At 67.0% G+C, this 17,831-nt stretch carries 15 protein-coding genes; 11 read left to right on the top strand and 4 right to left on the bottom strand.

Features of this window, described 5'->3' with window-relative positions; genetic code table 11:
• Positions 1-162 precede the first annotated feature (162 nt).
• The 11 genes from Q0982_RS13210 (at position 163) to Q0982_RS13160 (ending at position 13,906) form a co-directional block, all read left to right on the top strand.
• A complete protein-coding gene (locus tag Q0982_RS13210) occupies positions 163-1,026 on the top strand; it encodes a LysR family transcriptional regulator (RefSeq protein ID WP_299396321.1) in 864 nt (287 codons plus the stop codon).
• A gap of 231 nt (positions 1,027-1,257) precedes the next feature.
• Positions 1,258-2,184 carry a DMT family transporter gene (locus tag Q0982_RS13205; protein ID WP_299396320.1) on the top strand — a complete coding sequence of 309 codons (927 nt, stop codon included), beginning with the start codon at positions 1,258-1,260 and terminating at the stop codon, positions 2,182-2,184.
• An 18-nt stretch (positions 2,185-2,202) separates the two neighbouring features.
• On the top strand, positions 2,203-2,949 hold the full coding sequence (locus tag Q0982_RS13200) for an SDR family oxidoreductase (RefSeq protein ID WP_299396319.1): 747 nt from the start codon (positions 2,203-2,205) through the stop codon (positions 2,947-2,949).
• Between the two features lie 127 nt (positions 2,950-3,076).
• Positions 3,077-3,751, top strand: coding sequence for an outer membrane protein (locus Q0982_RS13195; protein ID WP_299396316.1), 675 nt, complete (start codon positions 3,077-3,079; stop codon positions 3,749-3,751).
• Positions 3,752-3,867: 116 nt separating this feature from the next.
• Positions 3,868-5,073, top strand: a complete 1,206-nt coding sequence (zapE, locus tag Q0982_RS13190; protein WP_299396313.1) for a cell division protein ZapE — start codon at positions 3,868-3,870, stop codon at positions 5,071-5,073.
• Positions 5,074-5,223: 150 nt separating this feature from the next.
• A complete protein-coding gene (mdh, locus tag Q0982_RS13185; protein WP_299396311.1) occupies positions 5,224-6,237 on the top strand; it encodes a malate dehydrogenase in 1,014 nt (337 codons plus the stop codon).
• 288 nt (positions 6,238-6,525) lie between these two features.
• A complete protein-coding gene (sucC, locus tag Q0982_RS13180; RefSeq protein ID WP_299396308.1) occupies positions 6,526-7,725 on the top strand; it encodes an ADP-forming succinate--CoA ligase subunit beta in 1,200 nt (399 codons plus the stop codon).
• 1 nt (position 7,726) lies between these two features.
• Positions 7,727-8,602, top strand: coding sequence for a succinate--CoA ligase subunit alpha (sucD, locus tag Q0982_RS13175; RefSeq protein ID WP_299396307.1), 876 nt, complete (start codon positions 7,727-7,729; stop codon positions 8,600-8,602).
• A gap of 58 nt (positions 8,603-8,660) precedes the next feature.
• The gene (locus Q0982_RS13170) at positions 8,661-11,588 is read left to right on the top strand and encodes a 2-oxoglutarate dehydrogenase E1 component (protein ID WP_322097022.1); all 2,928 of its coding nucleotides are present in this window, start codon (positions 8,661-8,663) and stop codon (positions 11,586-11,588) included.
• Positions 11,488-13,410 (top strand): 2-oxoglutarate dehydrogenase complex dihydrolipoyllysine-residue succinyltransferase, encoded by a 1,923-nt coding sequence (gene odhB / locus Q0982_RS13165; protein WP_322097021.1) that lies wholly within the window; start codon positions 11,488-11,490, stop codon positions 13,408-13,410. Before Q0982_RS13170 ends, odhB begins: the two co-directional genes overlap by 101 nt.
• 40 nt (positions 13,411-13,450) lie before the next feature.
• Positions 13,451-13,906 carry a hypothetical protein gene (locus tag Q0982_RS13160; protein ID WP_299396302.1) on the top strand — a complete coding sequence of 152 codons (456 nt, stop codon included), beginning with the start codon at positions 13,451-13,453 and terminating at the stop codon, positions 13,904-13,906.
• Positions 13,907-14,144: 238 nt separating this feature from the next.
• Here the strand turns inward: Q0982_RS13160 and Q0982_RS13155 are convergent, their stop codons facing one another.
• From Q0982_RS13155 to Q0982_RS13140, 4 genes are read right to left on the bottom strand one after another with little or no spacing between them, the layout of a single operon-like run.
• A complete protein-coding gene (locus tag Q0982_RS13155; RefSeq protein WP_299396300.1) occupies positions 14,145-15,284 on the bottom strand; it encodes an ABC transporter permease in 1,140 nt (379 codons plus the stop codon).
• Between the two features lie 11 nt (positions 15,285-15,295).
• Complete coding sequence (locus Q0982_RS13150) at positions 15,296-16,234, bottom strand: ABC transporter ATP-binding protein (RefSeq protein ID WP_299396297.1); 939 nt, start codon at positions 16,232-16,234, stop codon at positions 15,296-15,298.
• Positions 16,231-17,202, bottom strand: coding sequence for an HlyD family secretion protein (locus tag Q0982_RS13145; RefSeq protein ID WP_299396294.1), 972 nt, complete (start codon positions 17,200-17,202; stop codon positions 16,231-16,233). Before Q0982_RS13145 ends, Q0982_RS13150 begins: the two co-directional genes overlap by 4 nt.
• Entirely contained in the window at positions 17,199-17,831 is a 633-nt protein-coding gene (locus Q0982_RS13140) for a TetR/AcrR family transcriptional regulator (RefSeq protein WP_299396292.1), read from the bottom strand. The genes Q0982_RS13145 and Q0982_RS13140 overlap by 4 nt, the downstream gene beginning before the upstream one ends.

Here is a 17,831-nt window from a genome sequence, read left to right as displayed (position 1 = left end):
CCCCCCGCGGATGGAAACGCCGTTGTTCCGATGCGCAGGGAATACCAAACTAGATTGAACTTGATGTGACATCATATTAGTCACGCTAATATGAGCTTTGAACGCGGTTTTCCCTGTCGGGCAATCCGCCGCTCGAAAGTTCAGCGGGAAGGCAACAAAGCCATGAAGCCGAGCCCCTACCAGATCACCGCCTTCACGGCGGCGGCCCGAGAGCGCAGCTTCTCCAAAGCCGCGGAGTCGCTCGGTGTCACCCAGTCGTCGATCACCCAGCATGTGGCCAAGCTCGAGAAGATCATGGGCACCCTGCTCTTTGTGCGGCGGCGCGACGGCCTGGAACTGACCCCGGCGGCGGAGGAACTCTTCCAGATCTCCGACCGCCTGCGCACGCTCGAGCAACTGGTGGACGAGAAGGTGGCGAGCTACGGCGCCCTCTCGGATGGCCATCTCAGGATTATCGCCAACGCGCCACGCCCGGCTTTGCCGGTGATCGCGGCCTACACCCGCCTCTATCCGCAGGTGCGCATCGAGTTCAGCCTCTATAGCTGGACCATTGCCATGCAGAAGCTGCATGAGCGCGACATGGACATCGCCATCATCACCGAACCGCAGGCGGTGGAAGGCGTCTCCATCCATGAGATCAACCAGACGCCCTATAAGGCCCACCTGCGGCGCGACCATCCGCTGGCCGACCGCAAGGTGTTGTCCCTGCACGACCTGGCGGAGGAGACGGTGATCATGCCGGAGGACGGCTCCTTCACCCAGCGGGTCGTCTCGGCCAAGACGCGCGAACATGGCATCGAACTCGTCCGGGTCATCAAGACCTCGACATTCCCGGTCGTGAAGGAGGCGGTTCTGCATGGCGTGGGGGTCGGCATCGTCCTGGAGGACAGCCTTTTTCCCTCCCGTCACCTCGTCACGGTGCCGCTGAAGGAAATGCCGGAGGTCTACCGTCACTGCCTGGTCACGCCGCCCTACAAGCAGGACCTGCGTCTTGTGCGCAGCTTTCTGGATGTGGCCCTGCAGTGAGCGGCGCCTGATCCGGCAACTGGCCCGGCAACTGGCACGGCAACTGGCCCGTTGGGGCGGGTCGATGTGGTCCTTGCTGCGGTCCTTGCTGCGGTCCTTGCTGCGGGCCTTGCTGCAGGGTGGGGGGCTGGGCTACCTTTTCCGCTTCCAATCGGCCGCGATTGCCGCCTGACGGCCCTGTTTTTCGCAACCTGAGCGACGCTCTTCCTGGCGGAGGCCATTCGCGCGCCTATGCAGAAAGCATCTTTCTACAACGCTTCCCTCTACAGCCTGACCGTTCTGATCTGGGGGTCGACCTGGATCGCCATCGAGTACCAGATCGGCGTTGTCTCGCCGGAACTCTCGGTGGCGTACCGCTTTGCGCTGGCCTCTGCACTGGTTTTCGCCTGGGCCTGGGCCGCCGGCTACCGCCTGCGCTTTCCCTGGCGCCGCCATGGCCTGCTGCTGGTGATGGGGGCCTGTCTGTTCTCGACGAACTTTTTTCTGTTCTACCATGCGGCCGCCCATCTCACTTCCGGCCTGATGGCGGTGGTCTTTTCTATGGCGGTCGCCATGAACATCATCAACGGCCGTCTGCTGCTGGGCCGCCGCTCGGAGCGGCGCACGCTCATCGGTGCGGCGCTCGGGGTCGCGGGAATCGTGGCGCTGTTCTGGCCCGAGGTGCGCAGCATCGACCTCAGCGACAGCGGTGTCGTCGGCCTGCTTCTGTCCCTGGCGGGCACCTTCTGCTTCTCGCTGGGCAACATCGCCTCGGCCCGGGCCCAGGCCATGGACCTGCCGGTATTGTCCTGCAACGCCTGGGGCATGGCCTACGGCGCGCTCATCATGATGGCCCTGGCGCTCGCCGGCGGCGCGCCCATCACCTTTGACCCGCGGCTGCCCTACGTCGCCTCCCTGCTCTATCTGGCGGTTTTCGGCTCGGTCCTGGCCTTCGGCGCCTACCTGACCCTGCTGGGCCGCATCGGCGCCGACCGGGCCGCCTATGCCACGGTGCTGTTCCCCCTGGTCGCGCTGTTGATCTCAACCGTCGTGGAAGGCTACGTCTGGACGCCGGTCGCACTGGCCGGCGTGGCCTTGGTTTTGTGCGGCAACCTCCTGGTTCTGCTGCCGGCGCGCGCCAGGCTGTCCAAACCTGCCGCAAGCCAGTCCTCTCAATAAGTGTCGGGAGCGCATGAGATGTCCGGAACCCTGCTCGTCACCGGCGCCAGCCGGGGCATCGGCGCGGCGGTGGCCCGCCTCGGCGCCGCGCGCGGCTACGCCGTCTGTGTGAACTATGCCGCCTCTGCGGAGGCGGCGGAGGCGGTGGCCGGGGAGATCCGGGAAAGCGGCGGCACGGCCCTGGCGGTGCAGGCCGACGTAGCACAGGAAGACGAGGTCGAGCGTCTCTTTGCGACCCTGGATGCCGATCTGCCGCCGCTCAGCGGCCTGGTCAACAATGCCGGCCTCGCCGGCCTGGTCAACCGCCTGGAGGACGCGCCGGCGGAGACCATCCGCCATGTCATGGACCTCAATGTGCTCGGCAGTATCTGGTGCGCGCGCGCGGCGATCCGGCGGATGGCCCGGCGGCACGGCGGCAGCGGCGGCGCGATCGTCAACATCTCTTCCGGCGCGGCGACCCTCGGCAGCCCCGGGGAGTATGTCTGGTATGCCGCCTCCAAGGGGGCGGTGGACAGCCTGACCATCGGCCTTGCAAGGGAGAACGCCGCGGAAGGCATTCGCATCAACGCGGTGGCGCCTGGTTTCGTGAATACCGGGATCCATGCGGCTTCCGGGATGCCTGACCGCCTGGAGAAAATCGCCCCCACCATGCCCATCGGCCGCGCGGCCGAGCCGGAGGAGATTGCCGAGGCCGTGCTCTGGCTGCTTTCCGATGCGGCGTCCTACACCACCGGCACCGTCCTGCGTGTTGCCGGCGGACGCTGAGGGCTTTCACCACCTCCGCTCTTAGTCAGCGCATCGCCTCTCGTGATCATTAGTAGACAGTGATACGCGATTGGGTGCATCCTTCTTCCCAAGTGATTGGGGGATCATGAAGAAGGGGGGGAAGCCAGTGTCACGGTTGATCTTGTCATGGGCGCTTGGCGCCGTGATCTGGGCAACGACAGCGGGCATACCGCCGGCCTTGGCCCAGGATGGATTCTACGTCGGCATAAGGGGAATCGGCTCTCTCGGCGAGGTGGATGTCAGTTCCAACGGCTTCGGCGGCGCCGAGTCGGTCGATAACGACGATGACCACGTGCTCGGCGTCGGCGCCATCGTCGGGTATCGCTGGCAGGACATTCCGTTGCGCACCGAGATCGAGGGCGGCTATCGCTTCCGCTTCGACATGGACGTGCGGGATTCCGGGCCGCCGACAGTCGACTACGAAACCAACATCGCGACGACGACTGTCTTGCTGAACGCCTACCTGGAGTGGCGCAACGAGTCTGATTTCACGCCCTTCGTTGGCGGCACCATCGGCTGGGCCCGCAACATGGCCGAAAACAAGCGCACCGTTCTCGGGACCTCCGCCAGCCAGTCCGACGATGCTGATGAAGACAATCTCGCCTGGGGCGTAGCGGCCGGCGTCGACTGGCTGTTTCTGGACAACGTCTCGGCGGAACTCGCCTACCGCTTCATCAATCTCGGCGACGTCGATGGCGGCAGCTTCGCCGGCGGCGACAGCGTCGAGGCCGAGGACTACATCTCGCACGACGTGATGCTCTCGGTGAGTTACCGCTTTTAGGGCGGCTGCCGCATCCGGAACGGGCGCCCGTCTCTGGCCCGTCTCTGGCCCGTCTCTGGTCCGTCTCTGGCCCCGGCCCTTTTCCAACGGCCGGCTTTGCCGTAAGAAACGGCGCCATGGTGCAAGACCGGCAAGACGACAGCGCAGAGTCGAAAGACTCCGAAGCCGAAGGCTCAGACGTGAAAGATCCGGAAGCAAAGGGCTCTGCCGGGCCCCTGGCCGCCTACCGCGCGCGCCGGCGAGCCGGTGAGCTGCGCCACGATCCAGGCCAGGAACTGGCAGCGGAAAAGCTGCAGAGCCTGCACAACGCCCTGCGCCACTACGAGCCGGCGGCCGGTGCCGGCGGCTGGAAGGCGCGCTTCGGTCTGGCCCGGCGCCGCACCGAGCCCCCCATGGGCCTCTACATTTTCGGTGGGGTCGGCACCGGCAAGTCGATGCTGATGGACCTCTTCTTCGACGGCGCCCCGCTGGAGAGGAAGCGCCGTGTCCACTTTCACGCTTTCATGCAGGAAATGCAGGAGCGCCTGCATAGCTGGCGCCAGGACGACGCCAATGCCGACAAGGCCGACCCCCTGCCGGAACTGGCCGGCGAACTGGCGCAGGAGGTCTGGCTCCTCTGCTTCGACGAGTTTCATGTCGTCAACATCGCCGATGCCATGATCCTCGGGCGGTTCTTCGAGACGCTGTTCGAGAAGGGGGTCGTCGTCGTGGCCACCTCGAACTGGCCGCCCGACCGTCTCTACGAAGGCGGGCTGCAGCGCGAGCGTTTCCTGTCCTTTATCGCGCTGGTGAAACAGCGCCTCGACGTTCTGGAACTGGACGGCGGGATCGATTACCGCCAGCAGCGGCTGAAAGACATTGCGGCCTATCATGCGCCGCTGGGACCGAAAGCCGATGCGGCGCTCGACAGGGCCTTCGCCGAGCTGACCGAGGGGGCCAGGGCCGCGCCGGATCAGGTGCTCTTCAAGGGCCGGGAGATCCCGGTGCCGCTGGCCGCCCGCGGGGTCGCCCGCTTTTCCTTCGCCGATCTTTGCGAGCAGCCCCTGGGGGCCGGCGACTATCTGGCCATCGCCGGGCTCTATCACACGCTGGTGCTCTCCGGCGTGCCGCGCCTTTCGGAGGATAAGCGCAACGAGGCGCGGCGTTTCATGACCCTGATCGATGCGCTCTACGAACACCGGGTCAAGCTGATCGTCGCCGCCGAGGCGCCGCCGGAGCGGCTCTATCCCTCAGGCGACGGCTCGACGGAATTTCAGCGCACCGTCAGCCGCCTTCAGGAGATGCGTTCGGCCGATTACGTTGCCGCCGCGCACATGACCTGAAAGCCGCGCCATAGCAGGACGCCGGGGCGCCTTGCCCCGCCCCTGAAATCGCGCTAGGTAAGCCCCGCCCGCGGCGGATATCCGAGAACAAAAACGGGCGGCGGGCGCGCATCACTCCGGACAGGTCTCATCCATCAGGGAAACATCACCATGGCTCGCAACAAGATCGCGCTCGTCGGCGCCGGTAACATCGGCGGCACTCTGGCCCTCCTCGCCGGCTTGAAGGAACTGGGCGACGTTGTCCTCTTCGACATCATCGACGGGGTGCCGCAGGGCAAGGCCCTGGATCTTGTCGAGTCCTCCCCGGTCGAAGGCTTCGATGCCAAGTTCGTCGGCGCCAGCAAGTATTCGGCGATCAAGGGCGCCGATGTGGTCATCGTCACCGCCGGCGTGGCCCGCAAGCCGGGCATGAGCCGCGACGACCTGCTTGGCATCAACGTCAAGGTGATGAATGCGGTCGGCGAAGGCATCCGCAAGAACTGCCCCAAGGCCTTCGTGATCTGCATCACCAATCCGCTGGACGCCATGGTCTGGGTGCTGCAGCAGGCCAGCGGCCTGCCGGCCAGCCGGGTGGTCGGCATGGCGGGCGTGCTGGATTCGGCGCGCTTCCGGTACTTCCTGGCCGAGGAAATGAGCGTCTCGGTTGAAGATGTCAGCGCCTTCGTCCTCGGCGGCCATGGCGACACCATGGTGCCCATGGTGCGTTATTCCACCGTTGCCGGCATTCCGCTGCCGGACCTCATCAAGATGGGCTGGATCACCAAGAAGCGCCTGGACGAGATCGTGCAGCGCACCCGCGACGGCGGGGCGGAGATCGTTGGTCTGCTAAAGACCGGCTCGGCCTTCTACGCGCCGGCCTCTTCCGCCATTGCCATGGCCGAGTCCTACCTGAAGGACAAGAAGCGGGTGCTGCCCTGCGCGGCTTACTTGAACGGCCAGTATGGGATCAAGAATCTCTACGTTGGGGTTCCCTGCGTGATCGGGGCCAAGGGCGTCGAGCGGATCGTCGAGCTGGACCTGAACAAGTCCGAACAGTCGATGCTGAAGAAGTCGGTGGGCGCGGTCAGCGGCCTGGTCGACACCTGCAAGAGGATGATGAAGGCCGCGCCCGCGAAGAAGGCACCCGCAAAGAAGGCCGCCGCCAGGAAAAAGGCCTCGGCCTGAACCGGGCGGGCGCCGCGTTGCCGGCCGCGTCGCTGGTGACGGTGCCGGAGCTCCCGGAGCCCCCGGAAATCGCAATCTTGGCGGGTTTTCTGCCGGTTGCGCTGCCTCGCCGGGGTGCTAAGGTACGGTCGAAAGCGGCACGAAAGGCCGTGTCTCGGTGACTTCGGCGGGGGGCGTCGGGGTGCGGGACGGCACGGTGGCTGGGACCGACGTTATGCAATACATCTGGACAGAGCGCTGTTGCTTCGGCTGTCCCGGCTCCTCCAACCACACTAAAGACGGCGGGTCATGAATATTCATGAGTATCAGGCCAAGGCTCTCTTGGCGAAGTTCGGCGTTGCGGTTCCCAAGGGCGGGGTCGCTTTCACGCCGGAGGAAGCGGAAAACGCGGCGCGCGAACTGGGCGGGCCGATCTATGTCGTGAAATCGCAGATCCATGCCGGCGGCCGCGGCGCCGGGCGCTTCAAGGACGATCCCGACGGGCAGGGCGGCGTGCGGGTCTGCAAGTCGCTGGACGAGGTGCGCGAAAACGCCCGCAAGATGCTGGGTCACGTGCTGGTGACCAAGCAGACCGGACCGGCCGGCAAGGAGGTCAAGCGCCTCTACATCGAGGATGGCTGCGACATCGCCCGGGAGCTGTACCTGGGTATGCTGGTGGACCGGGCAACCAGCCGCATCACCATCATGGCCTCCACCGAGGGCGGCATGGAGATCGAGGAGGTGGCGGCGGCCACGCCGGAGAAGATCCTGAAGCTGGCCATCGATCCGGCCGAGGGCTTCATGCCCTATCACGGCCGCCAGATCGCCTTCGGCCTGGGCCTGGAGGGCAAGCAGGTCGGCGCGGCGGTGAAGTTCCTCGCCGCCATGTACAAGGCCTTCCTCTCGCTCGACGCCTCGATCGTCGAGACCAATCCGCTGGTGGTGACCGGCGGCGGCGAGGTGATCGCCCTGGACGCCAAGATGAACTTCGACGACAACGCGCTGTTCCGCCACAAGGACGTGGCCGACATGCGCGACGAAGACGAAGAAGACGCCATGGAGCTGGAGGCGGCCCGCCACGATCTGAACTACATCAAGCTCGATGGCCAGGTCGGATGCATGGTCAACGGTGCCGGCCTTGCCATGGCCACCATGGACATCATCAAGCTCTACGGCTCCGAGCCGGCCAATTTCCTGGACGTCGGCGGCGGCGCCACCAAGGAGCGGGTGACCGCCGCCTTCAAGATCATCCTCTCCGACAAGAACGTCGAGGGCATCCTGGTGAACATCTTCGGCGGCATCATGCGCTGCGATGTCATCGCCGAGGGCGTGGTCGCGGCAGCGCGCGATGTGGAGCTCCACGTGCCTCTTGTGGTGCGTCTGGAGGGCACCAATGTTGAACTGGGCAAGAAGATCCTGGCCGACTCCGGTCTGCCGATCGTCTCGGCAGACAACCTGGCCGACGCCGCCGAAAAGGTGGTGAAGGCGGTGAAGGAGGAGGCAGCGTAGCATGGCGGTTCTCGTCGACAGGAATACCAAGGTCATCTGCCAGGGCTTCACCGGCGCCCAGGGCACTTTCCATTCCGAGCAGGCGCTGGCCTACGGCACCGCCGTGGTCGGCGGCGTCACCCCGGGCAAGGGCGGCACCACCCATCTTGACCTGCCGGTCTTCAACACCGTGGCCGATGCGGTTGAACAGACCGGCGCGAATGCGAGCGTGATCTATGTGCCGCCGCCGTTTGCGGCCGATGCGATCCTGGAGGCCATCGATGCCGAGGTGGAGCTCATCGTCTGCATCACCGAGGGCATCCCGGTGCTCGACATGCTGCGCGTTAAGCGGGTATTGGCCGAGTCGAAATCGCGCCTCATCGGGCCCAACTGCCCGGGCATCATCACGCCCGAGGAGTGCAAAATCGGCATTATGCCGGGCCATATCCACGCCTCCGGCAAGATCGGGGTGGTTTCGCGCTCCGGCACGCTGACCTACGAGGCGGTCGCGCAGACCACGGCTGCCGGCCTGGGCCAGACCACCTGCATCGGGATCGGCGGCGACCCGATCAACGGCACCAACTTCATCGACTGCCTGGAGCTCTTCCTCGCCGATCCGCAGACCGAGGGCATCATCATGATCGGCGAAATCGGCGGCAGCGCCGAAGAAGATGCCGCGGAATTTTACAAGGCGTCAAAGATCAAGAAACCTATCTGTGGTTTCATCGCCGGCGTGACCGCGCCGCCGGGCCGGCGTATGGGCCATGCCGGCGCCATCATCGCCGGCGGCAAGGGCGGCGCCGACGACAAGATTGAGGCGTTGAAGTCGGCCGGCTTCCTGGTTGCGGATTCGCCGGCCAGTTTGGGATCGACAATGCTGCAGGCCATGGCCGCCTAGGCAGCGCAGAGAGAAGGCGGCCCGGTCCGGTTTCGCCCCGGCCGGGCCGGGACAGGCAATGACCATCTACTCACCGTCCCAGGCGGCGGTTCTCGCGGATCTCTATCGCCAGTACAGCCAGGCGCCCGGGTCCGTGGACCCGCAATGGCAGGCGTTCTTCGGCGACCTGGACCCGGAAGCGAAGGCCATCATCGAGAAACTGAACGGCGGTGCGGCCAACGGGGCGGCCGCGGAAGCCGTCGCCGGGGCGGGAGCCAGCCCGGCTGTCGGGGCCGCGACCGGGGCCGCAGCCGACGTCAGCGATGCCGGGGTCAGGGCGGCCACCCTGGATTCGATCCGCGCCCTCATGCTGATCCGCGCCTACCGCGTGCGCGGCCACCTGGAGGCCGACCTCGACCCGCTGGGGCTGAAGCCGATCGATCCCCATCCCGAACTCGATCCCAAGAGCTATGGCTTCACCGAGGCGGACATGGACCGCCCGATCTTCATCGACAACGTGCTGGGTCTGGAGACCGCGAGCCTGCGCAAGATCGTCGAGGTCGTGCGCGCCACCTACTGCGGCACCATCGGCGTGGAGTTCATGCACATCCAGGACCCGGCCCAGAAGGCCTGGATCCAGGAGCGCATCGAATCGATCCGCAACCAGCCGGACTTCACCGTGAACGGCAAGCGGGCCATCCTGGAGCGCCTGACAGCGGCGGAGACCTTCGAGCAGTTCCTCAACAAGAAGTACACCGGCACCAAGCGCTTCGGCCTGGACGGCGGCGAGTCCATGATCCCGGCGCTGGAGCAGATCCTGAAGCGCGGCGGCCAGCTCGGCCTGAAGGAAGTGGTCATCGGCATGCCCCACCGCGGGCGCCTTAACGTGCTGGCCAACTTCATGGGCAAGCCCTTCTCGGCAATCTTCTCGGAGTTCGAGGGCGGTGCCGCCCATCCCGAAGACGTCGGCGGGTCCGGCGACGTGAAGTATCACCTCGGCACGTCGTCCGACCGGGAGTTCGACGGCAACGTCATCCACCTCTCGCTGACCGCCAACCCCTCCCACCTGGAGGCCGTGAACCCGGTGGTGGTGGGCAAGGTGCGCGCCAAGCAGGAGCAGGGCAAGTACAAGGACCGCAGCGAGGTCATGGCGCTGCTGATGCACGGCGACGCCGCCTTCGCCGGCCAGGGCCTGGTGCCGGAGACGCTCGATCTCTCCGAGCTCAAGGGCTACCGCATCGGCGGCACCATCCATTTCATCGTGAACAACCAGATCGGCTTCACCACCAATCCGGTGAACTCGCGCTCCGGACCCTACTGCTCCGATGTGGCGAAGATCATTCAGGCGCCGATCTTCCATGTGAACGGCGACGATCCGGAGGCGGTCACTCATGTGGCGCGCATCGCCACCGAGTTCCGCCAGACCTTCAACAAAGACGTCATCATCGACATGTTCTGCTATCGCCGCTTCGGTCACAACGAAGGCGACGAGCCGGCGTTCACCCAGCCGCTGATGTACAAGGCCATCGCCAAGCATGCGACCACGCGTCAGGTCTACGGCCAGAAGCTGGTGGCGCAGAACACCTTTACCCAGGACGAGGTTGACGGCCTGGTACAGCAGTTCACCGAGCGCCTGGAGCAGGACTTCCAGGCGGCCAAGGCCTACAAGCCCAACAAGGCCGACTGGCTCGAAGGGGCCTGGTCCGGTCTCGACGTCGCCCGCGGCTACGACCCGCGCCGTGGAAAGACCGACGTGCCGCTGGAAACGCTGCAGGAAGTCGGGCTTTCCCTGACCAAGGTGCCGGTCGACTTCAAGCTCAACCGCAAGATCGCGCGCCAGCTCGATGCCAAGCGCAAGATGATCGAAAGCGGCGAGGGCATCGACTGGGCGACCGCCGAGGGCATGGCTTTCGGCACCCTGCTGGTCGAGGGCCATCCGCTGCGCCTCTCCGGCCAGGACAGCAACCGGGGCACCTTCTCCCAGCGCCATGCCGCCTTCATCGACCAGGAGACGGAGGCAACCTACAAGCCGCTGGCCCATATCCGCGACGACCAGGCGCGTCTGGAGATCGTCGACTCGCCGCTCAGCGAACTGGCGGTGCTCGGCTTCGAATACGGCTTTTCCCTGGCCGAGCCGCGCGCGCTGGTGATGTGGGAGGCGCAGTTCGGCGATTTCGTCAACGGCGCTCAGATCATCATCGACCAGTTCATCGCTTCGGGCGAATCCAAGTGGCTGCGGCTCTCCGGCCTCGTGATGCTGCTGCCGCACGGCTACGAAGGGCAGGGGCCGGAACACTCCTCGGCCCGCATCGAGCGCTTCCTCCAGCTCTGCGGCGAGGACAACCTGCAGGTCGTGAACTGCACGACGCCGGCCAACTACTTCCATGTGCTGCGGCGCCAGCTCCATCGCGAGTTCCGCAAGCCGCTGATCGTCTTCACGCCGAAGTCGCTGCTGCGCCACAAGCGCTGCGTCTCCAAGCTGGACGACTTCGGCCCCGGAAGCTGTTTCCACCGGGTGCTCTACTGCGACGACCTGCCGAGCCCGAAGAAAGAGGCCAAGCAGCTGGTGATCTGTTCCGGCAAGGTCTACTACGACCTCGTCGAAGAGCGCGAGAAGCGCGGCGTCAAGGACGTGCACTTCCTGCGCCTGGAGCAGCTCTATCCTTTCCCGGCCGACGGCCTGATGCAGGAATTGGAGCCCTATAAGCATTGCGATCTGGTGTGGTGCCAGGAAGAGCCCCGCAACATGGGCCCCTGGGCCTTCGTGTCGACCTTCATCGAAGAGGTCGCGGAGGAGGTCGGCTTCAAATGCCCGCGGCCGCGCTATGCCGGCCGCCCCTCAGCCGCCTCTCCGGCGACCGGCTCGCACAAGCGCCACGTCGCCGAGCAGGCGGCCTTGATCGACGATGCCTTTACCCTCGGCAAGAAGGCCATGGGCCGCATCCAGTCGCGCAAGGCCGCGGTCGAGGCGCGGCAGAAAAAGAGCAAGGGCGAGGCCGCCGAGTAGGCCGCGCCCTGCGGAGCGGACCCGCCGACGAGCCAGACACGCTGCGGCCTGGCGGCAGAAGAGAAACGAGACGGATATGGCGACAGATATCGTGGTGCCCACCCTGGGCGAGTCGGTGAGCGAGGCAACCGTGGCGCAGTGGCTGAAGCGGCCCGGCGAAGCGGTTGCGGTCGACGAGCCCCTGGTGGAGCTGGAAACCGACAAGGTGACGCTCGAGGTCAACGCAACGGCCGCCGGCGTTCTGGCCGAGGTCATCGCCGGCGAAGGCGACAATGTTGAAGTGGGCGCGGTCCTGGGCCGGATCGGCGAGGGCGATGGCGCGGCAGCCGCGAGCCCGACACCTGCAAGCGCGACACCGGCCAAGACCGAGGCAGCGCCTGCGCCTGAAGCCGCGCCTGCCCCGGTCGCAGCCGCTCCTGCGGCCCCTGCTGCCGGCAATGGCGGCAGCCTGGACATCGTCGTTCCGACACTCGGCGAATCGGTCAGCGAGGCGACGGTCGCCCAGTGGCTGAAAAAGGCCGGCGAGGCGGTGGCCGCCGACGAGCCCCTGGTGGAGCTTGAGACCGACAAGGTCACGCTCGAGGTCAACGCGCCGACGGCCGGCAGCCTGCAGTCGATCGCCGCCGAAGAAGGCGCCACGGTCGAGGTGGGGGCGCTGCTCGGCGTGATCTCCGCGGGCGGTGCCGCCGCAGCCGCGGCTCCTGCCGCTGCCCCTGCTCCCGCACCTTCTGCCGCGCCTGCTGCAGATCCTGCCCCGGCCCCCACCCCGGTCCAGGGCGGCGCTGCGCCGATCATGCTCGATCCGGCGGCGGCCTCGCGCACCGGCGGCAAGATCACCAAAACGGACCTGGAAGCCTTTCTCGCCGACTCCGCGGTCGGCAATCTGGGACCTGCGGTGCGCAAGCTGATCGAGGAGAACAGCCTCGATCCCGCTGTCATTCCGGCCAGCGGCAAGGACGGCCGCCTGACCAAGGAAGACGTCGTGAACTTCCTCGACGGCAGGACCCAGCCGCTTCAGCCGCCCGTTCCTCCCAGCGCCCCGGCCAGCGCCCCCACCAGTGCTCCGGCCCCTGCTTCCGTACCCCTGCAGGCACCTGCGGCAGGGACACCTGCCGCCGCGGGGCCGCGCGAGGAACGGGTGCGCATGCCCAAGCTGCGCCAGACCATCGCCCGCCGCCTGAAGGAGGCCCAGAACACGGCGGCCATGCTGACCACCTTCAACGAGGCGGACATGTCGGCGGTGATGGCGCTGAGGGCCCAGTACAAGGACAGCTTCGAGAAGAAGCACGGCGTGAAGCTGGGTTTCTCCTCCTTCTTCACCAAGGCGGTGGTGGGCGCGCTGCAGGAACTGCCGGCGGTCAACGCGCGCATCGAGGGCGACGAGATCGTCTACAATCATTTCTACGATATCGGCATGGCGGTCTCCACGCCCAACGGGCTGATGGTCCCGGTGATGCGCGACTGCGACAAGAAGAGCTTCGCCGAGATCGAAAAGTCCCTGGGCGAACTGGCGGCCAGGGGGCGCGACGGCAAGCTCGGCATGGACGAGATGACCGGCGGCACCTTCACCATCACCAACGGCGGGGTCTTCGGCTCGATGATGTCGACGCCGATCCTCAACATGCCCCAGTCGGCTATTCTCGGCCTGCACAAGATCCAGCAGCGCCCAGTGGCGGTGAACGGCCAGGTCGAGATCCGCCCGATGATGTACCTGGCCCTGTCCTACGACCACCGCATCATCGACGGCCGCGAGGCGGTAACCTTCCTGGTGCGGGTGAAGGAAGCCATCGAGGATCCGCAACGCCTTCTGATCGGGATGTAATGCCCTTGGCGCAACGGGCCGGGTGGGTCACTCTGCGGCGATGAGCGACGACGATTTCAACGAGTCCCAGCTGCGCCGGCTCAAGCGGCTGCTCAGCCGGTCCGGCGGCAGCGACTATGAACTCGACCTCACTGGCCTGGATCTTGCCCATTCCATCGGCTCTATCGATCGCATGGTCGAGCGCCAGCGCTTCCGCAGCGAGGAGCGCCGGGTGACCATCCTGATCGACCCGGCGACGCCGAACAGCGGGGAAACGCAGTTCGGCCATCTCGGCCGTCACTTGCTCGACCTCCTGCGCCGCGGCCTCATCGCCCGCATGGCCCCGCTCGACCCCGACCGGGCCGCCGGCTTCGACGTCGAATTGCCGGCCGGCAAGGAGCCACCGCTCGAGGAGACAGCGGGCGGGGAGACAGCGGGCGGGGAGCCAAACGGCGACGGCTCCCTGGTCGACCTGGCTCCGGAGCCCGAAGACGATCCCACACCCGGCGGGTCTTGAGCGCCCGGTCTCAAGGGGTCGGCGGTGGCGGTGCAGATTTCTGCGATGACGTGTTTTTCGATGTCGGTCACCTGCGCGCGGCGAGGGTGTCACCCCCACCCCAACCCTCCCCCATCGAGGGGGAGGGGGAGTGTTTGCGGCGGCCTATCCACTGCCCCTCCCCCCTTGATGGGGGGAGGTCGGGAGGGGGGTGAGCCGCAGGCCCGCTGTCTGCAAGCCATCCCGGGCCGCGGCGGCCTCAGTCCAGGGTGCGCTTGTAGCGCAGCATGGCGATCGTGCCGACGGCGAGGATGAAGAGGCCGATGGCCAGGAAGGCGCCCTGCATGTCGGCGTAGCCGGCGCCCTTCAGCATTACCCCGCGCACGATGCGCAGGAAGTGGGTCAGCGGCAGCGCCTCGCCGATCACCTGCGCCCAGGCGGGCATGCCGCGGTAGGGGAACATGAAGCCCGACAGCAGGATGGACGGCAGAAAGAAGAAAAAGGTGAGCTGCATCGCCTGCATCTGCGACTTGGCGATGGTGGAGAAGGTGAAGCCGAGGGCCAGGTTGGCGACCAGGAAAAGCACGACGCCGCAAAGCAGCAGCCAGAGCGCACCGGCGAAGGGCACGTCGAAGAGGTAGCGCGCGGCCAGCAGGATGATCGTGGTCTGCACGGCACCGACCCCGATGTAGGGAGCGATCTTGCCGATCATCACCTCCAGGGGGCGGGCCGGCATGGCCAGCAGGTTTTCCATGGTGCCGCGCTCGGCCTCGCGGGTCATGGCGATGCCGGTGATCATCACCAGGGTCATGGTGAGGATCACGCCCAGCAGGCCCGGCACGATGTTGTACTGGGTGATGGCCTCCGGGTTGTAGCGCGCGTGCACCACCACCTCGACCGGACCCGCGCTGGGGGCGAGGTGGGCGAGGGCGCCTTTCAGGTCATGCCGCAGGGCGCGGTTGACGATCTCTTCGGCGCGCGCCACCGCGTTGGAGGAGGCCGAGGGGTCGGAGGCGTCGGCCTCGATGAGGAATTGGGGGCGCTCGCCGCGCACCAGGTCCTCGGTAAAGCCGGCCGGGATCGACACGACGAAGGAGACCTCGCCGCGCGCCAGCAGGGCCGCGCTCTCCCGCGGGTCGTCGGTCTCGAAGACCAGGTCGTAGTAGCCGGAGGTCTCCAGCGCCGTCAGCAGGCTGCGCACGATGGGGGTGCGCTCCTCCACATGCACGGCGGTCGGCAGGTCCTTGGGATCGGTGTTGATGGCATAGCCGAAGAGCACGAGCTGCAGCACCGGGATCGCCAGCATCATGGCGAAGGTCATGCGGTCGCGGCGCATCTGGATCAGCTCTTTCATGAAGACCGCGAGGATGCGCGAGAGACTGGCAGTAACAGCGTTCATCCCCGGGGCTCTCATCCATGGTCTCGCTGGTCGCCGCCGCTGCGCGCCATCAGGGTGATGAAGACATCCTCCAGGCTGGGCTCCACCTCTTCCCACACGGCGCCATCGCGGCCGATGCCGTCGATGGCCTGCTCAAGCGCGCTGCGCTCCGGGCCGCTGACGTGGAGGGCGGCGCCGAAGTAGGCGGCATGCTCGACGCCGGGCGCGCCGCGCAGCCGCTCGGCCAGGTCGCGCACGCCGGCACCGCGGGCGCGGAAGGTGACGAGGCCGGACCCGGCGATGATCTCTGCCACCGGCCCTTCGGTGACCAGCCTGCCGTGGGCCAAGTAGACGATGCGGTCGCAGCGCTCGGCCTCGTCCATGTAGTGGGTGGAGACCAGCACCGTCAGGCCTGCGGCCGAAAGACGGTGGATCTCGTCCCAGAAGTCGCGGCGTGCCTGCGGGTCGACGCCGGCGGTGGGTTCGTCGAGCAGCAGCAATTTGGGTTCGTGCATGGTGACGGCGGCGAGCGCCAGGCGTTGTTTCCAGCCGCCGGAGAGGGCACCGGCGAGCTGGTGCTGGCGATGGCTGAGGCCGAGGGTCTCCAGCGTCTCGTCGACCCGGCGGCGCAGGCGCGGCATCTGATAAAGGCGCGCCACGAACTCCAGGTTCTCTCGGATGGTGAGGTCCCCCCAGAAGGAAGACTTCTGGGTCATGTAGCCGGTGGCCAGCTTGATGCGTGCCGACTCTTTGAGGATGTCGAAGCCCAGGCAGCGGCCTTCGCCGGCGCTGGGCCGCAGCAGGCCGCAGATCATGCGGATGGTGGTGGTCTTGCCGGAGCCGTTGGGGCCGAGGAAGCCCCAGACCTGGCCCCGCGGCATCTGGATGTCGACGCCGTCGACGGCGGTCTTGTCGTCGAAGCGCTTCACCAGGCCGCGCACGTCGATGGCGAGGTCCGGCCGGGCGGTCACGGCAGCCGCACATCGACCGGCAGGCCGGGCCTGAGGGCCGGGCCGGCGAGATGCGCCTCCACCAGGAAAACCAGCTTGTCGCGGGAGTCCGCGCTATAGATCACCGGCGGCGTGAACTCGGCGTCGCGGGCGATGTGGGTGATGCGGGCGGTGAGTGGTCCGGTTTCTCCGTCGACGAGGATCTCCACCTCTGTGTCCAGGGCGATGGCGGGCAGTTCGGCCTGGGGGACGAAGAAGCGCACCTTGGAGGCATCATCCGGCAGCAGTGCCAGCACCGGATCACCCTCCCGGACGTATTCGCCCGTGCGGTGAAAGACTTCCTCCACCGTGGCATCGACACGGGAGAGCACGCTGCGCTGGGCAAGCCACCACTCGGCCTGGGCCAGGGCGGCAGCGGCAGCGTCGCGTTCGGCGGCGGCTGCTTCGCGGGCGCCGTCGCGGGCAGCCAAGTTGGCGACCCGGATGTCGGCCTGGATGGTCCGCACCCGGGCCAGGGCGGCTTCGTACTCGGAGGTCACCTGATCGCCGCGGGCTTTGGGGGCGGTGCCGCGTGCCACCAGCTCCATCCAGCGCGTCTGTTCCAGCCTGGCGAGCTGCAGGTTCGCCTCGGCCTCTTCAAGCTGGGCCTCCAGGGCCAGGATCTCTTCCGCGCGCGCGCCGGTCGAAAGGTCGCGGACCTGGGCCTCGGCCTGGCGCAGGCGGTCTTTGGCCTCGGCCACCTCGGCATGCTGGCGGTCCTTGTCGAGTTCGAACAGCAGCTCTTCGCGCACGACGCTGTCGCCTTCGCGCAGAGGGGCCGCCACCATCCAGCCGGAAACCGGCGCCGCCACATAGATCAGCTCCGCCTCGACATAGCCGGTGAAGCGCCCGGCCTCCGCCGCCGGCTCGCAGGCGGCCAGGGTCGTCAGCAGGGCCGCCGCCAACAAGGCCGGCGCCAGAAGGCGCGCCGCTGTCGGCCGGGCCGTCACGCTGCCGCTCCGCTGCCGGGCGCAAGGGCGCGCAGCAGCATGCGTTCGTGCTCGGCGAAGAGGGCGTCGAGATCCACCTTCGCTTCCGGGTCGATTTCGAAGACCACCCGCCAGATGGCCGAGAGGATCACCGGCGCGACCACGAGGCGGGCCGTCAGCTTCGGGTCCTCGACGGCCAGTTCGCCGCTTTCCTGGCCGCGGGCGAGGATGCCGGCGACGATGCCCAGCACGCGGTCGACGATCTGGGTCCGGTAGCGGCGCACGACGTCGGGGAAGGCGCGCGAATCGGCAAGGATGACCTTGGCGACGCGGGGCAGCGGCGTGTCCCGGATCAGCCGGGGCGCCAGCGTCATCAGGGCGTGCAGCGCTGCGGCGGCGGAGGGCGCGGCGGCGGCGGCGCGCTCCAGCCGCTCCACATTGGGGGCGGCGATGGTGTCGATCAGCGCGGTGAAGAGGGCTTCCTTGGACTCGAAGTAGAGATAGAGCGCGCCCTTGGAGAGCCCGGCGCGGCGCGCGATGTCGTCCATGCGGGCGGCGGCAAAGCCGCGCTCGAAGAATTCGTCCAGGGCGGCGGTCAGAAAGGCCTGACGGCGTTCGTCCTTGGCCTCCAGGGTGCGGGCGCGCAGCAT

Source organism: Pelagibius sp. (assembly GCF_028281305.1).
GTDB lineage: Bacteria > Pseudomonadota > Alphaproteobacteria > Kiloniellales > Kiloniellaceae > Pelagibius.
The sequence above is the reverse complement of the archived record's forward strand: the minus strand, read 5'-3'. Positions and strand labels throughout refer to the sequence as shown.

Coding starts and splice junctions, on each gene's coding strand:
- Q0982_RS13210 (WP_299396321.1), top strand. CDS start 163: ATGAAGCCGAGCCCCTACCAGATCACCGCCTTCACGGCGGCGGCCCGA.
- Q0982_RS13205 (WP_299396320.1), top strand. CDS start 1,258: ATGCAGAAAGCATCTTTCTACAACGCTTCCCTCTACAGCCTGACCGTT.
- Q0982_RS13160 (WP_299396302.1), top strand. CDS start 13,451: ATGAGCGACGACGATTTCAACGAGTCCCAGCTGCGCCGGCTCAAGCGG.
- sucC (WP_299396308.1), top strand. CDS start 6,526: ATGAATATTCATGAGTATCAGGCCAAGGCTCTCTTGGCGAAGTTCGGC.
- sucD (WP_299396307.1), top strand. CDS start 7,727: ATGGCGGTTCTCGTCGACAGGAATACCAAGGTCATCTGCCAGGGCTTC.
- Q0982_RS13200 (WP_299396319.1), top strand. CDS start 2,203: ATGTCCGGAACCCTGCTCGTCACCGGCGCCAGCCGGGGCATCGGCGCG.
- odhB (WP_322097021.1), top strand. CDS start 11,488: ATGCCTTTACCCTCGGCAAGAAGGCCATGGGCCGCATCCAGTCGCGCA.
- mdh (WP_299396311.1), top strand. CDS start 5,224: ATGGCTCGCAACAAGATCGCGCTCGTCGGCGCCGGTAACATCGGCGGC.
- zapE (WP_299396313.1), top strand. CDS start 3,868: ATGGTGCAAGACCGGCAAGACGACAGCGCAGAGTCGAAAGACTCCGAA.
- Q0982_RS13170 (WP_322097022.1), top strand. CDS start 8,661: ATGACCATCTACTCACCGTCCCAGGCGGCGGTTCTCGCGGATCTCTAT.
- Q0982_RS13155 (WP_299396300.1), bottom strand. CDS start 15,284: ATGAACGCTGTTACTGCCAGTCTCTCGCGCATCCTCGCGGTCTTCATG.
- Q0982_RS13140 (WP_299396292.1), bottom strand. CDS start 17,831: ATGCTGCGCGCCCGCACCCTGGAGGCCAAGGACGAACGCCGTCAGGCC.